The following is a 22,545-nucleotide window of genomic DNA, read 5'->3' as shown; positions in this document are numbered from 1 at the left end:
TGAAAATTGAAAATGAATTTACCGAATCAGGAGCTTCATCAATCTTCAATCTAAAATCATTAAATCTAAAATCAAGAAAAAATCATTAGATTTTTTCAAGCACTTCTTTAATTACCCGCGGGAAATGCTCGTATTCCAACGCATGCACTTTTTCAGCCAACGTGTCGGGGGTATCTTCAGGAGTTATCTCGCATCTTGCCTGAAAAATGGTAGCCCCTTCATCGTAATGATCATTCACGTAATGAATCGTGATACCGCTCTCTTTTTCACCCGCGGCAATCACGGATTCATGCACTTTCATACCGTACATGCCTTTTCCCCCGTACGAGGGTAAAAGTGCCGGGTGAATATTAACCACACGCTCCCGGTAAGCCTCGATAATCGCGTCCGGAACCTTCCACAGGAAGCCGGCCAAAACGATCATATCTATGTCCAGTCGTTTTAACTCGTTCAAAACCATGTCAGAATGATAAAAATCCTCCCGTCCGAAAACAAACGTGGGAACATTTAAACGTTTAGCCCGTTCCAAAACATACGCGTTTGGCTTGTTACAAAACACGATTTTCACGACATTTTCGGCATCATTTTGGAAATAATTAATGATATTTTCAGCGTTAGAACCTGAACCAGAGGCAAATATTGCAATTTTTTTCATCCTGTAATCTATTAAAAATCAAACGCATAAAGATAAGAAAACTTTATTCATGCCAAAAAATTTTCTAGGAAAAATAAATTCTCTAACTTTGCCCCCGAACTTAGAGAGTTATGCGCGTCTTTTGTAGACGCAAGTGTGAATTTAAAAAATGTCTAATTAAAATTTAAAGTTATGTCTGACATTCAAAACAGAGTTAAAGCTATCATTGTTGATAAATTAGGAGTTGACGAGACTGAAGTTACACCGGAGGCAACGTTTACTAACGACTTAGGAGCTGACTCTTTGGATACGGTAGAATTGATCATGGAATTGGAAAAAGAATTCAATATTACTATTCCGGACGATCAAGCTGAGAAAATCGCTACCGTGGGCGATGCTATTGCTTACGTTGAAGCTAACGCTCAATAATTTAATATTTTATCTATGAATTTCAAACGAGTAGTAATAACTGGTCTTGGAACTATTAATCCCTTAGGTCATAACGTGGCCGAATTTTGGGAGAACTTGAAAGGTGGCGTCAGTGGCGCCGGTCCTATTACTCGTTTTGATGCATCTAAATTTCGCACGCAATTTGCTTGCGAAGTTAAAAACTACGAGCCCACGGAATACTTCGACAAGAAGGAAGTTCGTAAAATGGATCTTTACAGCCAGTTTGCCCTGATTTGTTCCAGGGAGGCCGTAAAAGATGCCGGACTCGATTTCTCGCAAGAGGACAGAAAGAGAATCGGTGTAATCTGGGGTGCAGGTATCGGCGGTTTGGATACGTTCTACGAAGAATGCAAAACTTTTGCATTAGGAGACGGAACTCCCAGATTCAACCCGTTCTTTATACCCAAGATGATTGCCAACATGGGTGGAGCCATGATCGCCATAGAAGAAGGTCTAAAGGGCCCGAACTACACGACGGTTTCAGCCTGCGCGTCATCCGCACACTCGTTAGTAGATGCATTAAATCTGATCCGACTAGGAAAAGCAGACGTGATACTTGCCGGTGGATCCGAAGCAGCCATTACCCCTCCGGGTGTAGGTGGTTTCAATTCCATGAAAGCTTTATCCACTCGTAATGATGATCCGAAAACAGCATCGCGTCCTTTCGACGCTGACCGTGACGGATTTGTTATCGGTGAAGGCGGTGCTTGCTTAGTCGTGGAAGAGTACGAACATGCAGTAAAAAGAGGTGCTCACATCTACGCAGAACTCGCTGGAGGCGGAGCCAATTGCGATGCTTACCACATGACAGCCCCGGATCCAGAAGGAGAAGGAGCAGCCGATGTTATGTTACTCGCATTGGAAGATGCCGGACTAAGCCCGAAAGATGTTGATTATATCAATGTTCACGGAACGTCTACCGGACTAGGAGATGTGGCAGAACCTAAGGCCATTCAAAGAGCATTTGGTGAACACGCTTATGAACTGAACATCAGTTCCACCAAATCAATGACAGGACATTTATTAGGTGCCGCCGGTGCCTTAGAAGCGATCGCTTGTGTTCTGGCTGTGAAAAACGACATTGTACCCCCTACCATTAATTTCAGTAACCTTGATCCGGAACTGGATCCCAAGCTGAATTTCACGTTCAATAAGGCTCAAGAAAAGAAAATTAATGTAGCCATTAGCAACACTTTCGGTTTCGGTGGTCACAATGCTTGTGTTGTATTTAAAAAGTAATCACTAACTAAAACTTTTGGGAAGTGATTAGTAAAATAATTCAATCCATAAAACTTTACCTTCACGGGAAGGAAAAGTTTTATGGATTGTCTATTTCAGAATGGGGATTTATTCCCGGCAACAAAGGTCTGTATACCTTAGCATTGTTGCACAAATCGGCCTCTCGATACACCAAAAGCGGAACCGTCTTGAATTACGAGCGACTCGAATTCTTGGGTGATGCCGTGCTCGGTGCTATTGTCGCTGAGATATTGTATAAATTTTTCCCCAACAAGGACGAGGGGTTCATGACCCGGTTACGCTCCAAGATCGTAAGTCGCGAATCACTGAATATCATCGCTATAAAAATGGGATTGAGCGAGGAGGTGATCGCCAAATCGGATATCTCCAAAAATAAGCATATCTACGGGGACGTGTTCGAGGCATTCACGGGAGCGATCTATCTTGATCAGGGATACGATAAAACAAAAGCGTTTATCGAGAATTATATCTTTCCGCATTACGTCAACTTGGAGGATCTGGTCCACGTGGATAAAAACTACAAGAGCCGCCTCATCGAATGGGCCCAGAAACAAAAAATCGACCTGAATATTGACACCATCGAAGGAAACGCCCGTCGTTCAAAATTCGTGTGCACGATCTCGATCGGTGACGACATCATGGCTCAAGGCGTGGGGGCATCTAAAAAAGAAGCGGAGCAAAACTCCGCTGAAAAGGTCATTCAAAAACTCCAAGTGGAAGCACAAGGAGAAATCGAAATCTGATTCAATTTATTCTTTCACACGTTCCACGTAAGAACCGTCTTCCGTTTTGATACGGATTTTCTCCCCGGTGTTGATGAACAAGGGAACCATTACTCTCGCACCGGTCTCAACTTCAGCCGGTTTCAACGCGGTAGAAGAAGCGGTGTCCCCCTTCAATCCCGGTTCGGTATAAGTAACTTCCAATACAACTGTCGGCAACAACTCTACATACAGCGGGGTTTCCGTGTCAGCATGTACCACCATTTCGACGGCATCTCCTTCTTTCAGGAATTGCGGAGCATTGATCAAATCTTTTGCGATTGGAATTTGCTCGAAAGTTTCCGTATGCATCATGATATAATCCGCACCTTCCATGTACAAGAATTGATACGGACGTCTTTCAATACGTACGACATCAATCTTTACCCCGGAAGTAAACGTATTCTCAAGCGTACGACCGGTTTTGATGTTCTGCATTTTCGTTCTCACGAACGCGGGACCTTTACCGGGTTTTACATGTTGGAACTGAACAATTCTGTATAAATCGTCTTTAAAAACGATACATAATCCATTTCTAAAATCAGCCGTTGTTGCCATTTATTTTATTTTTTAGATTTAATATTTTTCATTGAGGGTGCAAAGATAAGGAAATCAGCACAAATCTGAAAATTTTGGATTTACAATTTTAGATTTTAGATTTCAAATGCCCCATACAAACGCTTATCTGATGCCAATCTCTTTCATCCCTTTAAGACCTCACTCCCGCCACAACCGGTAATAAACGCCTAATGGTAATGCCTTACCGAATGAATCCGTGAAATAAAGCTCCCCGAATTGTTCCCCGCTACAATCACCTACTAACTGCCGGACGACACTCCGGGCCAATAGTGCAGACAACCCCATCGAGTAGAGATTCAAAACCAGAAAACTATGAGAAGATTCCAATAATTGACCACACAAGGAAATCAACTCGTTAATATTCTCTTGCAGAATCCATTTCTCACCGTTGGGCCCGCGCCCGTACGCGGGAGGATCGAGTATAATCCCATCGTACTTTTTACCCCGCTTCACCTCCCGGCGAACAAATTTCAACGCATCATCCACGATCCAACGGATCCCATCCAGCCCGGAAGCCTCCATGTTCTCGCGGGACCAAGTTACCACGGGTTTCACCGAATCGACATGCGTCACGTCGGCACCCGCACTCTTGGCAGCCAAAGAAGCTCCTCCCGTGTAAGCGAATAAATTCAATACACGGGCTCCTTCACCCACCCGTTTCACCTCGTCATATATAAAATCCCAATTCTCGGCCTGTTCTGGAAATATCCCCACGTGCTTGAAAGAAGTCAATCCCAACCGCATCCGCAGGTTCATCTCCCCGAACCGGTAGTTCACAAACCATTGTTGTGGCATCTTGGGTTTACAAATCCATTCTCCCCGTTCCTCACTTTGCTTGTCTTTTCGGAAATAAGCATCTGCCCGCTGCATCCATTCCGCATCGGAAAGTGACTTATTCCATATCGCTTGCGGTTCCGGCCGGGCTATAACTTGTTTCCCGAAACGTTCCAATTTCTCAAATGCTCCACTGTCAATCAGTTCGTAATCCGTCCAATGTGAGGGGGTCAGTAATTTTATATTCATATCATGTTTTTTAAGCTCTATTAGGGTGTAAAGGTAATAAACTCCCTCTATCTCGCAAAAGATAAAATAACCAGCAACCATGCATCCCATAAAAAATTATCCGGAAAGGTATTGCTTGTAGACATCACCATTCCGGACAACCGATTTAAAATACATTCCAAATAAAAACGATGACAATGTTATATTGCCTCAAAGGACAATGGATTGTATAAAACTGTCTCAGAGATGAAGAGATGGAGGTTATCTGCGCTTGTAAACAACCTCAATCACTCCATTATAATTTAATGTATTAACTAAACCCAAATTTATCATACTACCTGTTTCTTCAAATAACTTTGTGCCTCCACCAAGAATGGTTGGTATTATTGAGATATGGAATATATCTATTAAATCTTCTTTCATCAATTGATTTATAATATCAGCTCCTCCGCAAATCCAGATGTTCTTTCCTGTTTCTTCCCTGAGTTTATTGACAAGTTGGCATGGATTGGCATTTGTAAATTTTATATCCACGGTGTCAGTCATTGATGCATCATGAGTAAAGACATAGGTTATAGCCCCCGAATACGGCCATCTGCTGGGAGACAGCTCCGTTGTTATTTGTTCATAGGTTCTTTTTCCCATGATAACAGTGTCTACATTGTCAAAAAAAGCCGAATAGGTATCCTGCATTTCTACGGAATCATCTTGTCCTTTTATCCAATTCACGGATTTTTTGCAATCTGCGATATATCCATCAAGGCTCATTGCAATATATAATACAACCTTTTTCATGCCATCCCAAACGAGTGTTTATTTATATTTTTTATACTTTTTCTTTCAAGCAGTGCAAAAATATAAAAAAGTACCGTTTTATGAACGGTACTTTAAAACAAAGCGTAACAAACTATTTATCAACCAATTCACTACACTTTGCCCAACTTTGCAATTTCGCTATGTGTTTATTTTACTTCTTATTCCAGTAACCGAATAATTCATCCAAAATGATTTCCAAGTTTGCGCCTCGTGCATCTGTTTTGAAAAAACGTCCCTCTTTATCCAGCAGAATACAAGTAGGGAAAGCAATCACGTTGAACTTTCCATTAACCCCTTCCTTATCATCCCAATTTCTCCAGTCATAGAGTTGGGTCCAGGGCATATTCTCTTCATTCACGGCTTTCAACCACTCTGACATCTCAGGTTCGGCAGCAATACTCACGATCACCAGCTTATCCTTATTCTCTTCATACACCTGTTTCACGTGCGGCAACTCTCCCCGACAAGGTCCACAACCGGACATCCAGAAATCAAGTAAAACATATTTACCTTCCGGTATATAATCAGACAATTTTACCACTTTGCCATCCACTGTTTTCAGTTCCATATCCGTATACTTTACCCCGAGAGCCGTCCGTTTCGCCTGAGCAAACCATCCTTTCAATTCATCTGCACGCCTCGGATTCGCTTTCACCATCAAATTCTCCAACTCTTCCAATTGAGGTATCGTGTAATTAATATAAACAGTACTCTTTATTTCCCAACCCAACAAATCTATCGCCATGCTTGTTCCGGGATACTGATGTATATATTTCAATCGTAAATCAACGAGTGCCTGTTCAAATACTTTTAATTGTTTCACCAAAGGCACCATTTGCTTGGCGTTAGTTGCTGTTGCCGTATTCATGAATTTCTCATCCAGAGGTGCCTTTTGAGCCTTGATAGCTTCCTCTTCGCTCTTCATCTTCAAATACAAATCATTTTCTTTTGACCCCTTGACTACGGCAGGAACCTTACCCTTAACATCCGGGTTATAGTAATACGTTTCCCATGTATTCACGTCCGCCGTAAAACTAATCTCCGAGTTCTCCAGGTAGAATGCGGTCCCCAGCAAACCATAACTATCCTCCTTATTACTGTTCAGAGTAATTTTCAAAATCAACGGGTATTCGACATATCCCGTGAACACGAATTTCCCTCCTTTTAACTCGGTTGAATCCAAAAGGACTTCCGGCCACACCTGATCATTCAACAGATAGACTTTCATCCCGTCCTTGGCGTTCGCTATCTCCCCCCGAATAATATACCCCTTTTCCCCTTTAGGAACTTGCAATTTCACCGGATTATAAGGTATCTCAACTTGAGCATTAGCACCCATACAAAATATGCCCATGACAAGCATTAACAATAAATTTTTCACCATAGTGTTCTCTTTTTTATTTATTAAATTTTCAAGGATTAACTTCTAACAAATTATTACCGGCTAAAGCCTCTTTCGGAAGGGGTAATATCAATTGATTATCCTTGGTTATCGTTCCTTTGATCGAAGTAATATTCAAATCACCCGCCTTGTAATAACGCACCATATCAAACCATTCCTCATTATTTTCTGCAAACAATTCTATCCATTTATTTTTACGTGTAAACTCCAACAAAGCGTTATCAGGCACTGCATCCACATCTATATCAAGCGAAGTCCTTCCGTTAGTCAGAACAGACTTCAAACTACTCCGTGCCGGATCATAATTCCCGTTCCTAATTGCGGCCTCGGCGTGGATATAGTACATCTCCGCCAAACGCAAAAAGAATACGGTATTTCCTTTACGACCCGCCACCATATCAGGATAAGGATATTTATTATTTGTGCGTGCTTGCACGTTATCCCCTCCACGAGAGACTCCGGATCTTGCCAATGTATACCCTTCGACATCACCACCCCACTCGACATCTCCTCCTGATCCTCCATTACCCCCCAGATCCGGTCCGAACATGTTATAAGCATACCCGAACCGCCAATCGTATCCTTCTCCGGAATCAAGACTCGGTTCTCCCTCAAAATCAGGATCTAACGAAATCTGTTCCGTGTAAGACCCGTAGGTTGTGTTATAAGAAAACTCGTTAGAACCAAGTTCTGTCATTCCGAAACAATAAGTAGCAAAAAGAACTTCCTTGGAATTAAAACTGTTTACAAACACGTTGTCATATACTTCTTCCAACTCGTATCCGTACCCGGATGCCTCCCGGATCACTTCACCCGCCACACTTTCCGCTTCCGGATAATTACCCATACAGAGAAGAACTTTCGTTTTCAACGCCTTTGCCGTCAAACGGGAAATGTAATAATGTTTATCCGGTGCTATATTTTTAGGTGCTTTCTCAACCGCGTACTTCAAATCATTCAGCACCGAAGTATAAACATCTTTCACGGAAGCCCGCGCCTGAGCTACCGGACGACTGGGATAAGAAGTTTCCCGCACCACGATCCCGAAACGGGAATTCATGTCATAAAACTGTCCGAAACTACGCAACAATCCAAAATGAGCCATGGCCCGATGAAATTTACACTCGGCAATCATCTCTTCTTTTCTTTTCACGGAAAGATCCGGGGCCATATTTTGTTCCAAAAGCTCGATCACCACGTTCGCGATATTGATTACCTTGTAATAATCTTTGTACATCTCACCAACGGTCAAATCTTCCGCTTTCACTTTATTTTCTTGATAATCCACACCATTAACCAAGACATTTCCCTGCCCCTTCACCAACGCCCCGGACATCAACGACATGTACATCTGGGAACGGGCGATACCGCCCCCTCTCCATTGTTGATACACGTTCCTCAACAAAGACTCGGCACTAGCAGAATCCGTCATCACGTTTCCCAGTTCCTGCTGATGCTTCGGTTCGATTTCATCGATTCGATTCATCAAATCACACGATCCCAAACCGACCAGCAACATCAATATAATAATAACACTATATCTCTTTTTCATAACTCTCGAATTAAATGATTGACTTAAAATTGCACGTTCACGCCAAAAGAGAATGTTTTACTCAACGGGTAAGGGTCGATATTCGACACGCTACCGGTACCCGGCATTCCCGTTGGCATACCAATCCCGACAGTTTCCGGATCCAAGCCCGGCCAATTCGTCCAGGTCCACAAGTTCGACATCCCCGCGAAGACCTGAATTCCCTGCACGTTCAACTTACGCAATACCCCCATAGGCAAATCATAAGAAAGACTTATGTTTTTCAAGCGCAAATAAGATGCTTTAAACACGTATCGGTCGGAAGGATACGTTCCATTATCGTAATAATTGGGAACCATACGGGCATAACGGGCATTTTTATTTTCAGGAGTCCACGTGTTACGGAACATTTCCCGTTCCACGCTCTCCATAGGTACACCCAATTTGGACAATGATTCAAAAAATGCCGTGGCACCCTGCGAGAACTGGAACATGACAGAAAGGCTCAACCCTTTCCAACTCAACGTATTAAAAAAACCTCCAAAGAAACGGGGTTCCGGGTTTGCGATCAATTCTTTATCTTCATCCGAGATATGCCCATCACCATTCACGTCTTTAAACATATAATCTCCCGGTCCGGCGTATTCTCCATAGTAATAATCATACCCCGCGGCCACGGCCTTCTGGTTAGCCTGGTTCACCTCTTCCTGAGTCTGGAATATTTTCTCCACGACAAAGCCCTTCAGTATCCCGGAAGGTTTCCCTACCATGTAGTAATCCAACAGAAACTCATTAAGATTCGAACCGTTCAATTTTTCAAGCCGGTTCCGGTTAAAAGATATATTAAACTGGGTATCCCATGACCAATTCTCGCCTCGTATAACTCCTCCCCCGATTTCAATTTCCACGCCATGATTCGACATGTCGATCAAATTAGCCGTGTACGAACCGAAACCACTTTCATACGGTACCGGCGCAGGTCCCAGTGCCCCTTTCGTTTTGCGATAATATGCATCAACACTACCCAACAAGCGATGCCCCAAAAAGCTAAAATCCACCCCCACGTTATATTCCCCGGTCATTTCCCATTTCACATCCCGGTTAGGCAAAACACTTTTCAGACCAAGCGACACCTCATTTCCCCATAAATCCCGATTTCCCCGGGTAAAGAATTGAATATAAGAGAAATCATCCACGTTCGTTGACCCGGTTTTCCCGTAACTCATCCTTAATTTCAAATCATTAACCCATTCCACGTTCTCCATAAAACTCTCTTGCTTCACACGCCATCCCAAAGAAAGAGAAGGGAAATACCCCCGTTTGTTTCCCGGACCGAATTTCGAGGAAGCATCTGAACGGAAATTAAATTCAGCCAAATACCTGTTCCCGAAGACATATCCCAAACGAAAATAAACAGAATTCAATCCTTCCGTATTCTCCGCGCTACGTTTATTAGTCATAGATACCGCCGAGTTTACATCATTCAACACGTTATCATCCGGGAATCCCTGGTAATTATGACTTTCAGCGTTCGAGAACGACCGATCCCAACCGTAACCCAGCATAGCATTCAATTCATGTTGCTCGTGAATCCAACGGTAATCCACCCGGAAATTAATCGAAGAATTTGACACTTTGGAAGAACCCGTGTTCAAGAGACCGTCAAGAGGCATACCGAATGCCGTCATATCATCCTGAGCCTTTTTGGGATAAAACGTATTCATTTCATCCTGGAACACGTTCAAATTTATATCACCGTGCAATTTCAAATTCTTTATCAATTCGTACTCCAAATAAGCACTTCCTATAAACTGGTAGGACTTCGATAGATCCTGAACCAATCTTCTTTTAGCTACCGGAGTGGCCAGCGTAATCTCCGACATCCCGTAATCATACTCCCCGCTTAACCGGGTTAATTCCCCATTCGTGTAGACGGGAACATCGGGACGTACCAACCATTCTGATTTTCCGGATTCATCCCCCTGCTTTTTCCGGGAAAAAGTATATCCCATGGAAGCCCCTATTCTCGTGCGTTTGGACACGTCCGCATCAACAGACAAACGGGCCCCGTAACGATTCAGGCGATCATTGATATACAAACCTTCCTGATCCGACGCGTTAAAAGAGAAAGAATAATTCATCATCGCACCTCCACCCCGTACGGCAAAATTATACTGGTGGGTAACCGCATTTTTATTTTGAGTCTCTTTCACCCAGTTCGTGTTGACTGTCCCGAAAGCCTCATCATTCAAACCCAGATATTCATCAAATATGATTCTTTTTTTCGATTCCCCCCATGGTTCATAAACCGGATTACCCGCTTCATCTAATACCGGTTCCATGTGATAAGAACTTTGGGCAAAAGAAAGATACAATGGATTTGCCATATCATTTCCTTGATTTGTCGCGGTCATCGCATTCCGGTACAACTCCTCCTGATACTCTTTGAATTCAGCCGTATTCAACGGTTTATAACGTTTCACCGGATTACCCACGGAAATAGAATATCCCGCCGTAACCGTCATTTTTTCATTCCGTTTGCCACTCTTCGTTCTCACGATAATCACACCGTTTGCCCCGCGAGAACCGTAAATAGCCGTAGCCGCCGCATCTTTCAACACATCAATACTCTCGATATCTTTCGGAGAAATCACCGACAAGGGATTGATCCCGTCTTTACTGTTAAAGAAAGGTATCCCGTCAATCACGTACAAAGGTTCATTTGCACTACTAACAGTTCCTTGCGTACCACCGGCTCCCAAAGGAGAAGTAATTCCCCGGATATTTATCGTGGCGGCAGCTCCCAGTTGCCCGCTGTTTTGAGTCACCAACACACCTTTAAGAACTCCACCCAACATATTATCAAACGTGTTAGCCGCGGCTCCTGCCGTTTTCATCAACTGTTCACCTTGAACCGTTCCCACGGCACTCGTAATATCTTTTTGAGCTTTCGTCCCGTAACCAATCACCACGACATCCTCCATCATCATCAAATCCTCCTCCATCACGACATTATACGTCACGTCCTTCTCCCTCGGAAACCTGTAGGTCACAGACTTCATCCCCACAAAAGAGAAGATAATCTCCGTGTGAACTCCCTCTGACATCGTCAATTTGTAATCGCCCTTCACGTCCGTCGTCACCCCAATCGCCATGTTAGCGATACGAACCGTCACCCCGGGCATCGGATTTCCATCCTTATCCGTGACACGTCCTTTCAAAGTAACTTCCTTTACTTTTTCCTGAGGATCGGCCTCCTGCTTCCGGCGGGAAAGATAAATCACATCGCTTTCAAAAACACATTCAAACGCCGTGTTCTTAAAAACCTCATCCAGTACCTTTTTCACCTCTTGTTTATCCACCTTCACGTTCACGAGAGGTAAGTCCGCAACATACTTCTCGTTATACACGAAGCGTAACCCCGTTTGTTTCCAGATTTCCCGGAATAACGTACTCACATCACGTTGCTTCAAGTCAAGCGAAACCAATTGTTTCTGCGAAAACCCGGAAGCCGTCGCTCCTAACGTGAAAACCAGCATAAAAATTGAGAATAACCTCATAATTCTGACAATTTTCAATCTTTTCATGCCCGAAGGGACAAAGATTCGTTTACATTTCATAAATTTGCATTTACAGGTTATACATTGGAATAGTCCTGTCGCCAAACACGCTATTCCGATTGCCTTTACAAACGGGGGATGCGCTACATTCCCCGTTTTATAATAAGTTTAAACACTTCTTATTCCACGAAAACAGTAGTCTCCCTCACCGAAAATTTCAAATCCGAACTCTTTTCGAAGAAACGTAACAACTCGTTCACGTCCCGGTATCTTTCCATAATTCCCGAAAGGCGAACTTCCTTCGCATCTTCCCGCTTATAAAACACCTTCAAATCATACCAAAGCGACAATTTATCCATGATTGACGCCAACGATTCATTCTCGAAAACGAAATTCCCGTCACGCCAAGCTATATACGGAAGCACGTCCACCGTTTCCACCCGAATTTCCCCATCCCCCACGTGATATTCCGCTTTCTGATTAGGCTTTAACACTTGTTCTTTCCCTCGCCCTTTCATCCCGACAGTTCCTTCTACCAAAACCGTTTCGACTATCCCTTCACGTCGGGTATTAACGTTAAACTGCGTACCGTACACCTTTATATCCGCCTCGTTCGCTTTCACGATAAACGGGCACGCCTTATTCGGGGCAACCTCAAAATAAGCCTCCCCTTTCAAATGGACCACCCGTTCCTTTCCCGTGAATTTGCAAGGATAGGAAAGCTCGCTCTCGGAATTTAACCATACTTTCGTGCCATCTGCCAAAGTCAACCGAAACTCCCCTTTTCGCGGCACGACCAGATGATTCATTCCCTCCTTCACCCCATCCCCCTCTCGGGATGACGCTTTGTAACTCATGGATCCGTTTTCATGTACCTCGATGGCCGTCCCGTCAAACTCCGTCAATTTTTTCCCAGAAGAATCTATCGGAACCATCACTCCCGACGATAAATAAAGCATGGCTTGCGCCTTCCCGGGATGCACGACCGACTCCGCATACTCATCATCCGGCATCCAAGCGGGAACAACCTGCCGTAATCCCAACCCAACACCAAGCAACAACACGATACCGGCCGCCACGCTCGCATACCTCCCGATCCGGCGACGCCGTGCCAATCTCTGTCGGAACATCGGGAGATCGCCTTTAATGGCGTTCTCCCGAACCATCCACTGCAAATGCACATGCACACGACAAAATTCTTGAAAATATCTTTCGTGATCTTCCTCCCCGGTAATCCACGCTTTCACTTTCTCTCTCTCCTCCCGATTCAACTGCCCTTGAAGGAAATGCACCAACAAAGTATCTATTTCGTTTTTATCAGACATACATTCCTATTTTCAAATAATACGGAAAACTTTCCCGCATCATTGAATGAGAAATCACTTTTTTTGAAAAATAAATAAAAACGAATTTATTGAAGATACTCTTTATTTCTCTCGAAAGCGGAAAGATAAAATAATAACGTTAAATATTCTGTCATATCCCGAGCCTGTTCCCTCAACTTTTTAAGCGCATTCACCAACAGGGTATTCACCGTGGAAACCGCCACCCCCAAAACCTGAGCCGTCTCCTTATAACTTTTCCCTTCCAGATAAACACAAGTAATCACCTCCCGGCTACGTTCGGGCAAATGTTCGATTTCCTCCTTCATCTTCTGGAAAATCTCCTCCTTGAAATAATCGTACTCCTCCCACGGACGCCTCACGTGAATCAACTCCACCGCATCCCGAAGCGGGTCTTTTTTCTCCAAACGGTCCAAGGCTAAATTATGCACGGAAGTATATAAAAAAGATTTCAACGTCTCCGGCAATAAAGTTCGTCCCACGTCCTTCTCCCATAGTTTTACGAAAAAATCCTGCACCAGATCCTCCGATTTCGGTATATCATTCACAAACGTGGCTGCCCACAACACCAAAGGACGATAATATTTGTCAAACATATAATCTATTCCTTTCGTCTGGTGCTGCTTTAACAATGAACAAATCACGTCATCAGGTATCTGCATGCTATAATCATTTATAAAACGCCTATCATGGGTCATTTAAGACAGACGAATGTACAAAGTTTATGGCAAGATGACAATAATTTTCATCCAAACATCAAAATAATATTTAAACAGGCAACATTCCCCTATCGTATCAAAAAAATTCTCCACGTCCAACTCCTCTGTCAATAAACTTTACAACACTTTCCGTTTCGGCACCGTAGCCACGAAATCTTTTAAATAAAAAGGCTCGAAATAAGCCACATCCTCAAATTTCTTCTCGGCAAACTTACGTTCGGCAAGCACAACCATATTCCCAGCGGAAGTTGTGACCCCGGATATAAACACGGCATTCGGATTTTTTAGCACATTCTTCACCTTATCACTCCCGTTTCCGAAGAATAATATTTTTCGATCAACCAGTAAATCGGCAAAAGAACCCTCCTCGATCACTTCCGCACGAATATCCTGAATCATTTCCCCCTCTCGATCATATATTGCCGTGTAAACTTCCATGCGACGAGCATCAATCATCGGACAGTAGTATGCCGCTTCGCCCTTCCGACGAGCCACAGCGTTCGCCAAAGCCTCTAACGTACTTACGGCAATCAAAGGCTTCCCGGCACCAAAACATATTCCTTTTGCCAAAGACACCCCGATACGCAACCCCGTGTACGAACCGGGTCCCATGCTCACGGCAACGGCATCCAGATCATCAGACGTCAGGTTGTTCTCTTTCAACAACTCATCGACATACACACCCAGCAAAACGGAATGATTAAATCCCTCGTCATTCTCTCTCAAAGCAATCACATACCCATCCCGGGCAATAGCAACGGAACAAACATCCGTAGAAGTATCAATATTTAAAATTAAAGCCATAACACAATTGAAAATTGAAAATTGAAAATTGAAAATTGAAAATGTGAAGGACATATCAAGACTCAACTTTCGGGTTAATATTTATTTCCTGATGATCTGGATCTCCCCGCCTACACCCAATTTGATAATACTTGACGGAGCGGGATTCGAAGTTTCTTCCTGACGAAAATCCACCACGTAATCAACGGCTGATTTCACGGCCTCACTAATCTCCGCAAAACACTTGGGAGAAGATTCCCCGCTGATATTGGCAGATGTCGACACGATCGGCTTGCGGAAACGATAAAGCAACGCTTTCGTGAAAATTTCCGACGTGATCCGAATACCGATCGTCCGGTCCTGCGCGATCAGATTCTTCGCCAGATTCTTCGCATTCGGGTAAATAATTGTCATGGGTTTATCATTTACCTCCAACAATTCGTAAGCGACATCCGGAACCTCCACGTAAGAAGCCAGTTTCCCCACATCATCCAGCAATACCAACATCGCCTTACTATCCTCCCGGTGCTTTAACTCGTATACCCGTTTCACGGCCTCCTCGTTCGTGGCATCACACCCGATTCCCCATATCGTATCGGTAGGATAAAGAATTATCCCGCCATTTTTCAGAACCTCGCAAGCCTTGCGAACTTCTTCCTTCAATTTCTCATCATTCATGAAATTCTCGTTATAAGTCATTTATAGACGTGACGAAAGTACAAAGTTTACGGCAGGATGTCAATTTTTAGAGAATCAATTTTATATCGACTACACATTTAACACCATAAGCGACAAAAATCCATCCAAATAGACATATATTTGACTATATTTGCACCGTCAAGAAGGAGTAAACGTAACAGTCAAGTCGGCCAAATATGATAAATAATAACATGTTCTCATCCATATTTTGGATGTATTTTTCATACGTCCTTTCTTTTATTATCCCTTTATTTTGCGGGATCACGTTATTGACCATCAAAGGCGAATCATCCAACAAACAGGCCGGAATACATCCCCGTTCTCTCTTGGGTGTCATCTTTATCTTAACAGGTTTCCTGTTCATCCTCAACATGACCCAGAACATTCAAAAATTTTACACCGGGGAACTCGGATTACCGGCATTTGACATCGCCATCAATCTAGTCCTTATCCCCCTGTACTTTTTTTATTTCAGAAAAGTAACCAAACCGGAAAGACTAAATCGCTGGAAAATAACACGCCATCTTCTTCCCGCCATAATCGTCTTCATCCTGGCCCTATTCATCTTTCCCCTACAAGAGGATACGGCTCAATTCAAACAAACTTATACCATCGCGAACCCCATTCGAATGATATTCCAATACATTTGCCTGATCGTACAAATGGTCATGATTATCATCTACGCAACATGCATACTTCGATTCAAAAAGCAACATATTCAAGAATTAGAGAACAATTATTCTTCAACAGAAAACATTGATCTTAAATGGTTGGATCAAGCCATCCCCTTGGCCATTGTTTACGCCGTAATCGCTCTTGCCATGTCGGCCATTCAAAGTACATGGAGCGACTACCTATTCCACCTCACCTCGATATTCTTCATCTTCTACCTCTTTATTCATGCTCTCAACGAACCCTATATCTATTACACGACTACACATCCCCTGCATATCTTGGAAACACCCGTGATCCCGTGTGAAAAAATTTCTCTCGAAGAGATCGAAGCGGAGATCAAACCCGAACCGGAACTTTCCTCCGTGTTTCCCCCTCTCCCGGAAAAATACTTGAAGAACCTGGGAGAAAAAAGAGAAAAAATGAAAGACGAGCTGATTTGCCTCTTTGACCAAAAAGAAATTTACACGAACGGCAATCTTACCATCAACGACGTTGCCAATCTCTTGGGAACGAACCGCACCTACGTATCTAATGTCATCAATAATGAATTCGGTTTCAGTTTCTACCAATTCGTCAATAAATACAGGATACAAAAAGCGACCATTCTCTTGCTCGAACATCCGGAAATGCAAATACAAGAAGTTGCAACCTTATCCGGCTTCAACTCGTTATCCTCCTTCATTTCTTCATTCAAGCTAAACGAAGGAATCACCCCAAAACAATGGAAACAGCGTTACGCGACCCCTTTATGAAGTTATGAATACGTAAAAAACTTCGAATTTGACAAAAACGCTTCCGAATTTGTAAAAAAATTCACTTTTATATCTATTCCTCACAACATTTCTGACAAAACACGGATGTTTGCATAAAACATTTATGAACCCACGTGTTTTGATATGAAAAAACAAATATTCATTTCGGTATTCATCATTTTTTCCTTTTCATGCGTGAAAGAGAAAAAGACTCTTTGTGGGTCCGTCTCGATTGCTACGGATTGGGGAGACCTACCAATATCCGCCGGAATGATATTTATATTTTATCCCGAACCCGAGGGTACTCCCATACAACTCGACACGCAAGCCGACGGATGCTCTTACCGTCTACCGGAAGGTAAATACAAAGTACTACTTTTTAATAATGACACCCGGAACATCCTGTTCAAACACCTAGACAAGTACGAACTTGCCGAAGCTTCAGTGGCCCCCACCGCAAAATCGGCCCAAACACTTGGACAACCGGACATGCTTTACGGATGCTCCATCGACGAGATTACCGTGGATGCGCAAAACCCGATCCAAAGCCAAGTCAAAATAAAATCGTACGTCAAAAAAATCGTGGCTAACATCAACCTGTCGCAAGACGGGGATATAAAAAACGTATCCGCACGATTAAAAGGTATCGCCCAATCCATCAGTCTTTCTGACGGACGCCCCATAACCACCGAAACGATTGCGGATGTCGAAATGCAATCCGACATCCGGACCGACGGGAATGTTTCGATCAGTTGCACGACATTCGGCTCCACCCCTGTTGCGGCAGATACTCCCCCGTCGCAGACCCCACAAACCGTGGTTGAAATTAACGCTACTTATAAAGATGACACGCAAAGAACCGTGACAGCCGACATATCCGAAGTCATCAAACAAATAACAGACAACAACAAGAATGAAGCGACCATCGAGTTAAAAGACATGGGACTCATGGCAATCATCACCAGTTGGAAACTGGGAACAGCATCCGCTTCAATCAACAAATAACTTTAATACTCTAAACAAAAACCAATAACAAAATGAAAACGAACTTGACAATCATAATATTACTCTCTATCCTCCCCCTGACAATCTGTTGTGAAGGAGAAAAAGGAGATGATGACACGAACGATCGCACCATCCGCCTGAATGCCGGGGTTACCACCCTTCATTCAAAAGCCGCCATCACGGAAGGTTCTTTTGATGCGACGGTTGCCGGATGGGAATCCGCATCATCCACCCCCGACTACACGAGTACCCCGACATGGGTAAGCGCTCCCACAACAATTACCATCGGATCTACAAACAACTTGACTCTACAAGAAAATCCACAATATAACACGGATAATTCCGTTAAAACCTTTATCACGGCATGGTATCCCCAAGGGATTCCCTCTGAAGCAATCATCCCGATTAGTTCCCTGCAAGGAGAAGTCGACGTTATGTACGCCAAGACGATATCAGGCTCCCTCGGGAACAAGATCAAACAACCACTCACATTCAACCATCTACTCACGCAATTCAAATTTATCGTAGCCAAAAGCAGTGGTTGGGATGATGCCCAGAAACTTCAATCCATCACGATCGATAACGCCCGATTACCGAAGTCGCTCCACGTGGGAACAGGAACCATCACCTATTCCTCGTCAGCATCCCTCGTAATCCCGTCAATCACGGATCAAACCCTCTCCACCACCCCGAAACAGGTTGGTACAGCGGTGATGATCGCACCCGTGACAGGAAACACTCTTCCCCTCACCATCGTTACCAATAATGGCACCCAGGAACAAACATTCCAAGTATCCGCCACCACCGACGATACCGATTACATGCCGGGAAAAGCATACTCCGTCACCTTAACATTCAACGACAAAAACATCAGTATAAGCGCAACAGTCACCCCCTGGCAAGAAGGAACTGCCTCGGGATCTGTCACACTATAAACATTGAAACAAATTAAAAAAATAATCACTTAAATTTTACGTCATGAAAAAACTTATTCTATCCGTCCTTGCCATAGCAGCTATGACAAGTTGTACAAAATCCTCAGTAGAAGACCTCGATCCGAATGCTCCGGTGGAAATTAAATTGAATGCAGGAATTGAAGTAAACACTATTGCCAGAAGTAGTGGAGCCATTACTCCCCAAAGTGCTGTAGATGATGTCGTATTTGTAAGAGCAGATGAAACTGCAATTCCATCAGACTGGACAATTGCAACAGTTCAATCCATAGATGCTAAAATTGCTGCAACAAATGGAGCTATCACATTCACACCCTCCCAATATTACAACATTGACAAAACAAAAAATACTTATTTAATAGGCTATCACCCAGGAACAGGAGCGACATTAGCCAATGGAGTTGTAACATTCACGGGACTCACGGGGCAACAAGATATCATGTATGCACCCGTTGTTAATGGAAATAAATCAACAACCGAAGCCCTAAAACCTTCTTTTAGCCATAAACTTTCCCAGTTAAAATTCAAATTTGTAAAAGGAACTGGCTACACAGGAGATGCTACCATTACCTCAATTAAGGTTAAAGGAACAAAACTACCAGCAAGCATGGCAATAGCAGATGGAACTATAACATACGCTTCAGCCGCAACAGATTTAGATGCATTCACAGGAAAGACATATGCTATAGAAGAAGCCACTGCAGTTGATGATGTTATAATGGTTGAAGTTGGAGCTAGCGCAATCAAGTTAGATATAACTTTATCAGATGCAACTGTATTCACTGATGTTGCAGTAAATCTAACCACAGCAGCAAGCACAGCACATGTAATCACACTGACATTTACACAAAAAGAAATTTCATCTACCGCAACGATAGGGCAATGGACAGAAGATAACAGTAATAATACAAACGTACAATGATATATTAATATCAAAAACAAAATAGTCAAAAGATTTTTAAACGATATTGTGGGGTTGCAATAATGCACTCCACAATATCGTTTTTACTAAAAATTCAAGCTATTATACTCTACCTAACAATCACCGTAAGTACCGAATCCAGCACGACGGTATATCCCTCGTTACTGACCCGCAAGGATACGATGTATTTACCTTGGGGTACGGTGTGGTTCCAGGGCAATTGAATGACACCTTTTTGAACCGTGGAAAACTGGTTTAGAATTTCCGGGTTGTCGTTATCCGGGTAAATTCTTTCAATCGTGTAATGAATCGGGTTTGTCCCTTGTATGCCTTCAACGGGTTGGCTCTGCCAGGGTATCTCGAACTTCTTCCGGTGGGCATCATCCGGGTTTGCCTCGTCGAGATTCGCCTTGAACACGACAGAATCCGGGGTGTATTTCGCGTTTTGAGTAAACAAGTAGCCGACTTTCACGTCATCGCACCCACAATACATTAAAGTCGTGAGTAGTGTAATAATCCAGGTGTATTTCATACGATTCATTTTATAGTTCAACCCATGTGAATTTATTCGCGAGGGAGTGTACCACCCCGTTGTTTGTCTCGATATCGGCCGAGGCGATCGTTGCCATTTGACCACTGGTTATCGCGTGGATTTTTAGTTCTTCCGGGCCGATATCGGGAATCCCGTTGAACTCGGTTCGTGTCCGGTATACCCGGAGTTTGATGTTGTTCAGGGAATACACCTCTGTTCCCCCCGTGAGGGTTCCTTTTATCTCGTGATCAAAAGATTCTTTCATCTTTTTCCCTTCAACCAGGTAAGCGAGGATCATGTCCCTGACTAGCTCCACGGGCATTTCCCGGATAGATTGGTAGGTTGTTTCCCCGGTCTGTTCGAGAAAGAATTTCCGGATACTCGTGTTCGTGGGGCCGAAGAAGGTGATTTCTTTATACCCCGGGTTCGTGCCCTCGAAGATGCTTGTTAATCCCGCGTGTTCTATCGCGACAACGATCGAGTCCCAGTTGTTGTGATCGCTTCTCAGGTAGTCCATCATCGAGCAATCGTGATAACCGTCCGCCAGCCCGGTATCATGCCGGTAATCTTTCTCGCAGCTAGCGAGAAGGACGATGGTAATGAATATGAATAGTATTGATTTCATGATTGTATGGTTTAAATTGAAAATCCATTTCTTTTCCAGTAAATATTCTGTGTCATTTTAGTGTTGTTCTGGAACGCGTAAAAAGAGACCGGGAAGAATAACGCCCCGTCCTTCACGTCCTGATCGGAGAGAGTTTTGAACTTACCCCTGAGTTTTTCACGGAAAGTCCTGTTACGGATAATGTCAAAGTATCTCGTGCATATACCTTCGAGGAATAACTCCTTGTCCCTCTCTTGGGCGATGGCCTCTTCCAGGTTCTCGTCCGGGGTGTATTCCCTTGCCCCGGCTCGTTTCCTGATCACGTTTAAATCGGTTATGGCTCCCGGTACATCATTGGATTTCGCCCGCATTTCGGCCCGGAGCAGGTATATATCCGCGAGACGGATGAGTATCTCGTTCAAGTCATATCCCCGGAGTTTGCCTATCTGGCTACCACTCTCGTGAAGGAGCGGTTTCCTGAACTTGTAGATATACGCGGCCCCTTGCGTGGTCGAGGTCTTCACTTGTGCCATGGAGTCAAGTTTGTAGAAGTATTCTTCCCGTCTCTTGTCGTGTACATCCGGGTACATGGCCATGACACTCTCGTTGTTTAAACGGAGTAATGTTCTCCTTGTCGAGTGTCCCGCGGTCGGGTCCGGGGGCCATTTCTGGGTACCCCCGGCCAGGCTATTCCCGGACCTGTTGAACGCTTCCGGGTCCACGAAGTCTATTTCAAAAATGCCTTCCCGGCTGTTCCCGGGTAACACGATCTCGCAGACCTCCCGGGGATCACTAACTAGAGAATAGTCACTGGATCGGATGACCTCGGTAGCGGCGTCGATACCTTTTTGGTAATATTCCGGCTCTTCCCCGTATCCCGCCAACCAGGCGTAAGCGTGAGCGAGGATGGCGTAAGCGGTACCCCTTGAAGGTATTTGTTTGCTTGTAACCGTTGCCCCGTTGGCATCTTTCATTTCATTCACCGGGGGTAATAATCTCGTGGCTTCAAGGAGGTCATCAATCACGACTTTCATGATATCCCGCCACGGGGTCACGGCTTTCTCGCCGACATCCCCCTCGGACGTGATCAGCACGGCATCGCCCCACGTGCGTGAGATGTAAAAGTACACGTAAGCCCGGAGTGTCAGGGCTTGTCCCTTGTAATAATTCGCCCGTTCCCCGGGTATTTTCGCCCGGTGAATATTGCCTAAAATGAAATTGCACAACCCGATCGTCCGGTACTCGTCGAGCCAGTTGAGGGTGAGAGAATTTATATTCATGTCTTTCTGCAGTTCGTTGTCCGAGATATTTCTCCAGGTTAATCCCAGGTAATCGAATTGAAGTCCCCGGTCCCGGTAAAGCCGCACGGTGACACTTCCGGCCCATTCCCTGAACATGGAATGAAGCTCGTTCATGGCGGATTCAACGTCTTTTTCCGTTTTCCAGAAGTTCGTGTTCGTGACGAGTGTTTCGGGTTCCTCGGTCAAGAAGTCCTTGAACAAGTCATCGCAACTTGCCAGCGGGAACAACAGCAATATGATGTATAGCAGTTTTTTCATGTGA

General features: G+C 44.0%; 21 protein-coding genes. 7 read left to right on the top strand and 14 right to left on the bottom strand.

All coding sequences use genetic code 11. The features are described from left to right. Nucleotides 1-85 precede the first annotated feature (85 nt). Nucleotides 86-655, bottom strand: coding sequence for a phosphoribosylglycinamide formyltransferase (gene purN / locus DWW52_RS09570; RefSeq protein ID WP_118715274.1), 570 nt, complete (start codon nucleotides 653-655; stop codon nucleotides 86-88). 171 nt (nucleotides 656-826) lie between these two features. Between purN and DWW52_RS09565 the strand changes: the two genes are divergently transcribed. Genes DWW52_RS09565 through rnc form a run of 3 tightly spaced genes read left to right on the top strand, consistent with a single transcriptional unit; the run spans nucleotide 827 to nucleotide 3,087 of the window. Continuing rightward, nucleotides 827-1,063, top strand: coding sequence for an acyl carrier protein (locus DWW52_RS09565; RefSeq protein ID WP_118715273.1), 237 nt, complete (start codon nucleotides 827-829; stop codon nucleotides 1,061-1,063). 15 nt (nucleotides 1,064-1,078) lie between these two features. After that, nucleotides 1,079-2,323, top strand: a complete 1,245-nt coding sequence (fabF, locus tag DWW52_RS09560) for a beta-ketoacyl-ACP synthase II (RefSeq protein ID WP_118715272.1) — start codon at nucleotides 1,079-1,081, stop codon at nucleotides 2,321-2,323. Nucleotides 2,324-2,346: 23 nt separating this feature from the next. Beyond that, nucleotides 2,347-3,087 (top strand): ribonuclease III, encoded by a 741-nt coding sequence (gene rnc, locus DWW52_RS09555; protein ID WP_233556800.1) that lies wholly within the window; start codon nucleotides 2,347-2,349, stop codon nucleotides 3,085-3,087. A 6-nt stretch (nucleotides 3,088-3,093) separates the two neighbouring features. Here rnc and efp read toward each other — a convergent pair whose 3' ends face one another. From efp to DWW52_RS09505, 10 genes are all read right to left on the bottom strand, one after another. After that, nucleotides 3,094-3,663 (bottom strand): elongation factor P, encoded by a 570-nt coding sequence (efp, locus tag DWW52_RS09550; RefSeq protein WP_118715271.1) that lies wholly within the window; start codon nucleotides 3,661-3,663, stop codon nucleotides 3,094-3,096. Between the two features lie 159 nt (nucleotides 3,664-3,822). Continuing rightward, complete coding sequence (locus DWW52_RS09545) at nucleotides 3,823-4,707, bottom strand: class I SAM-dependent methyltransferase (RefSeq protein WP_118715270.1); 885 nt, start codon at nucleotides 4,705-4,707, stop codon at nucleotides 3,823-3,825. Nucleotides 4,708-4,947: 240 nt separating this feature from the next. Continuing rightward, nucleotides 4,948-5,481 (bottom strand): dihydrofolate reductase family protein, encoded by a 534-nt coding sequence (locus DWW52_RS09540; RefSeq protein WP_118715269.1) that lies wholly within the window; start codon nucleotides 5,479-5,481, stop codon nucleotides 4,948-4,950. 172 nt (nucleotides 5,482-5,653) lie between these two features. Continuing rightward, nucleotides 5,654-6,886, bottom strand: a complete 1,233-nt coding sequence (locus DWW52_RS09535) for a TlpA disulfide reductase family protein (RefSeq protein ID WP_118715268.1) — start codon at nucleotides 6,884-6,886, stop codon at nucleotides 5,654-5,656. 28 nt (nucleotides 6,887-6,914) lie between these two features. Then, nucleotides 6,915-8,456, bottom strand: a complete 1,542-nt coding sequence (locus DWW52_RS09530) for a RagB/SusD family nutrient uptake outer membrane protein (RefSeq protein ID WP_118715267.1) — start codon at nucleotides 8,454-8,456, stop codon at nucleotides 6,915-6,917. A gap of 23 nt (nucleotides 8,457-8,479) precedes the next feature. Continuing rightward, nucleotides 8,480-11,995, bottom strand: a complete 3,516-nt coding sequence (locus tag DWW52_RS09525; RefSeq protein ID WP_158582544.1) for a TonB-dependent receptor — start codon at nucleotides 11,993-11,995, stop codon at nucleotides 8,480-8,482. A gap of 179 nt (nucleotides 11,996-12,174) precedes the next feature. Next, entirely contained in the window at nucleotides 12,175-13,320 is a 1,146-nt protein-coding gene (locus DWW52_RS09520) for a FecR family protein (protein WP_118715265.1), read from the bottom strand. Nucleotides 13,321-13,406: 86 nt separating this feature from the next. Beyond that, nucleotides 13,407-14,000 (bottom strand): sigma-70 family RNA polymerase sigma factor, encoded by a 594-nt coding sequence (locus DWW52_RS09515; RefSeq protein WP_118715264.1) that lies wholly within the window; start codon nucleotides 13,998-14,000, stop codon nucleotides 13,407-13,409. Between the two features lie 174 nt (nucleotides 14,001-14,174). Next, entirely contained in the window at nucleotides 14,175-14,861 is a 687-nt protein-coding gene (gene tsaB / locus DWW52_RS09510; RefSeq protein WP_118715351.1) for a tRNA (adenosine(37)-N6)-threonylcarbamoyltransferase complex dimerization subunit type 1 TsaB, read from the bottom strand. A gap of 81 nt (nucleotides 14,862-14,942) precedes the next feature. Continuing rightward, nucleotides 14,943-15,518, bottom strand: coding sequence for an L-threonylcarbamoyladenylate synthase (locus DWW52_RS09505; protein WP_118715350.1), 576 nt, complete (start codon nucleotides 15,516-15,518; stop codon nucleotides 14,943-14,945). 197 nt (nucleotides 15,519-15,715) lie between these two features. On the opposite strand from DWW52_RS09505, the gene DWW52_RS09500 reads away from it, so the two are divergent. The 4 genes from DWW52_RS09500 to DWW52_RS09485 all read left to right on the top strand — a co-directional run bounded on the left by DWW52_RS09500 (nucleotide 15,716) and on the right by DWW52_RS09485 (nucleotide 19,846). Further along, complete coding sequence (locus DWW52_RS09500) at nucleotides 15,716-16,966, top strand: AraC family transcriptional regulator (protein WP_118715263.1); 1,251 nt, start codon at nucleotides 15,716-15,718, stop codon at nucleotides 16,964-16,966. A gap of 144 nt (nucleotides 16,967-17,110) precedes the next feature. Further along, nucleotides 17,111-17,971, top strand: coding sequence for a DUF5119 domain-containing protein (locus DWW52_RS09495; RefSeq protein WP_118715262.1), 861 nt, complete (start codon nucleotides 17,111-17,113; stop codon nucleotides 17,969-17,971). Nucleotides 17,972-18,003: 32 nt separating this feature from the next. Then, nucleotides 18,004-18,906, top strand: coding sequence for a fimbrillin family protein (locus DWW52_RS09490; RefSeq protein WP_118715261.1), 903 nt, complete (start codon nucleotides 18,004-18,006; stop codon nucleotides 18,904-18,906). 43 nt (nucleotides 18,907-18,949) lie between these two features. Next, nucleotides 18,950-19,846, top strand: a complete 897-nt coding sequence (locus DWW52_RS09485) for a fimbrillin family protein (protein WP_118715260.1) — start codon at nucleotides 18,950-18,952, stop codon at nucleotides 19,844-19,846. 109 nt (nucleotides 19,847-19,955) lie between these two features. Here DWW52_RS09485 and DWW52_RS09480 read toward each other — a convergent pair whose 3' ends face one another. Genes DWW52_RS09480 through DWW52_RS09470 form a run of 3 tightly spaced genes read right to left on the bottom strand, consistent with a single transcriptional unit; the run spans nucleotide 19,956 to nucleotide 22,541 of the window. Continuing rightward, entirely contained in the window at nucleotides 19,956-20,378 is a 423-nt protein-coding gene (locus DWW52_RS09480; RefSeq protein WP_233556798.1) for a hypothetical protein, read from the bottom strand. Between the two features lie 10 nt (nucleotides 20,379-20,388). Beyond that, complete coding sequence (locus DWW52_RS09475; protein WP_118715259.1) at nucleotides 20,389-21,003, bottom strand: fasciclin domain-containing protein; 615 nt, start codon at nucleotides 21,001-21,003, stop codon at nucleotides 20,389-20,391. 11 nt (nucleotides 21,004-21,014) lie between these two features. Further along, nucleotides 21,015-22,541, bottom strand: coding sequence for a RagB/SusD family nutrient uptake outer membrane protein (locus DWW52_RS09470; RefSeq protein ID WP_118715258.1), 1,527 nt, complete (start codon nucleotides 22,539-22,541; stop codon nucleotides 21,015-21,017). Between the last annotated feature and the right edge of the window lie 4 nt (nucleotides 22,542-22,545).

Origin of the sequence: Odoribacter sp. AF15-53 (assembly GCF_003479425.1) — a bacterium.
Taxonomy (GTDB): Bacteria; Bacteroidota; Bacteroidia; order Bacteroidales; family Marinifilaceae; genus Butyricimonas.
This window is presented reverse-complemented; position numbering and strand designations above follow the sequence as displayed.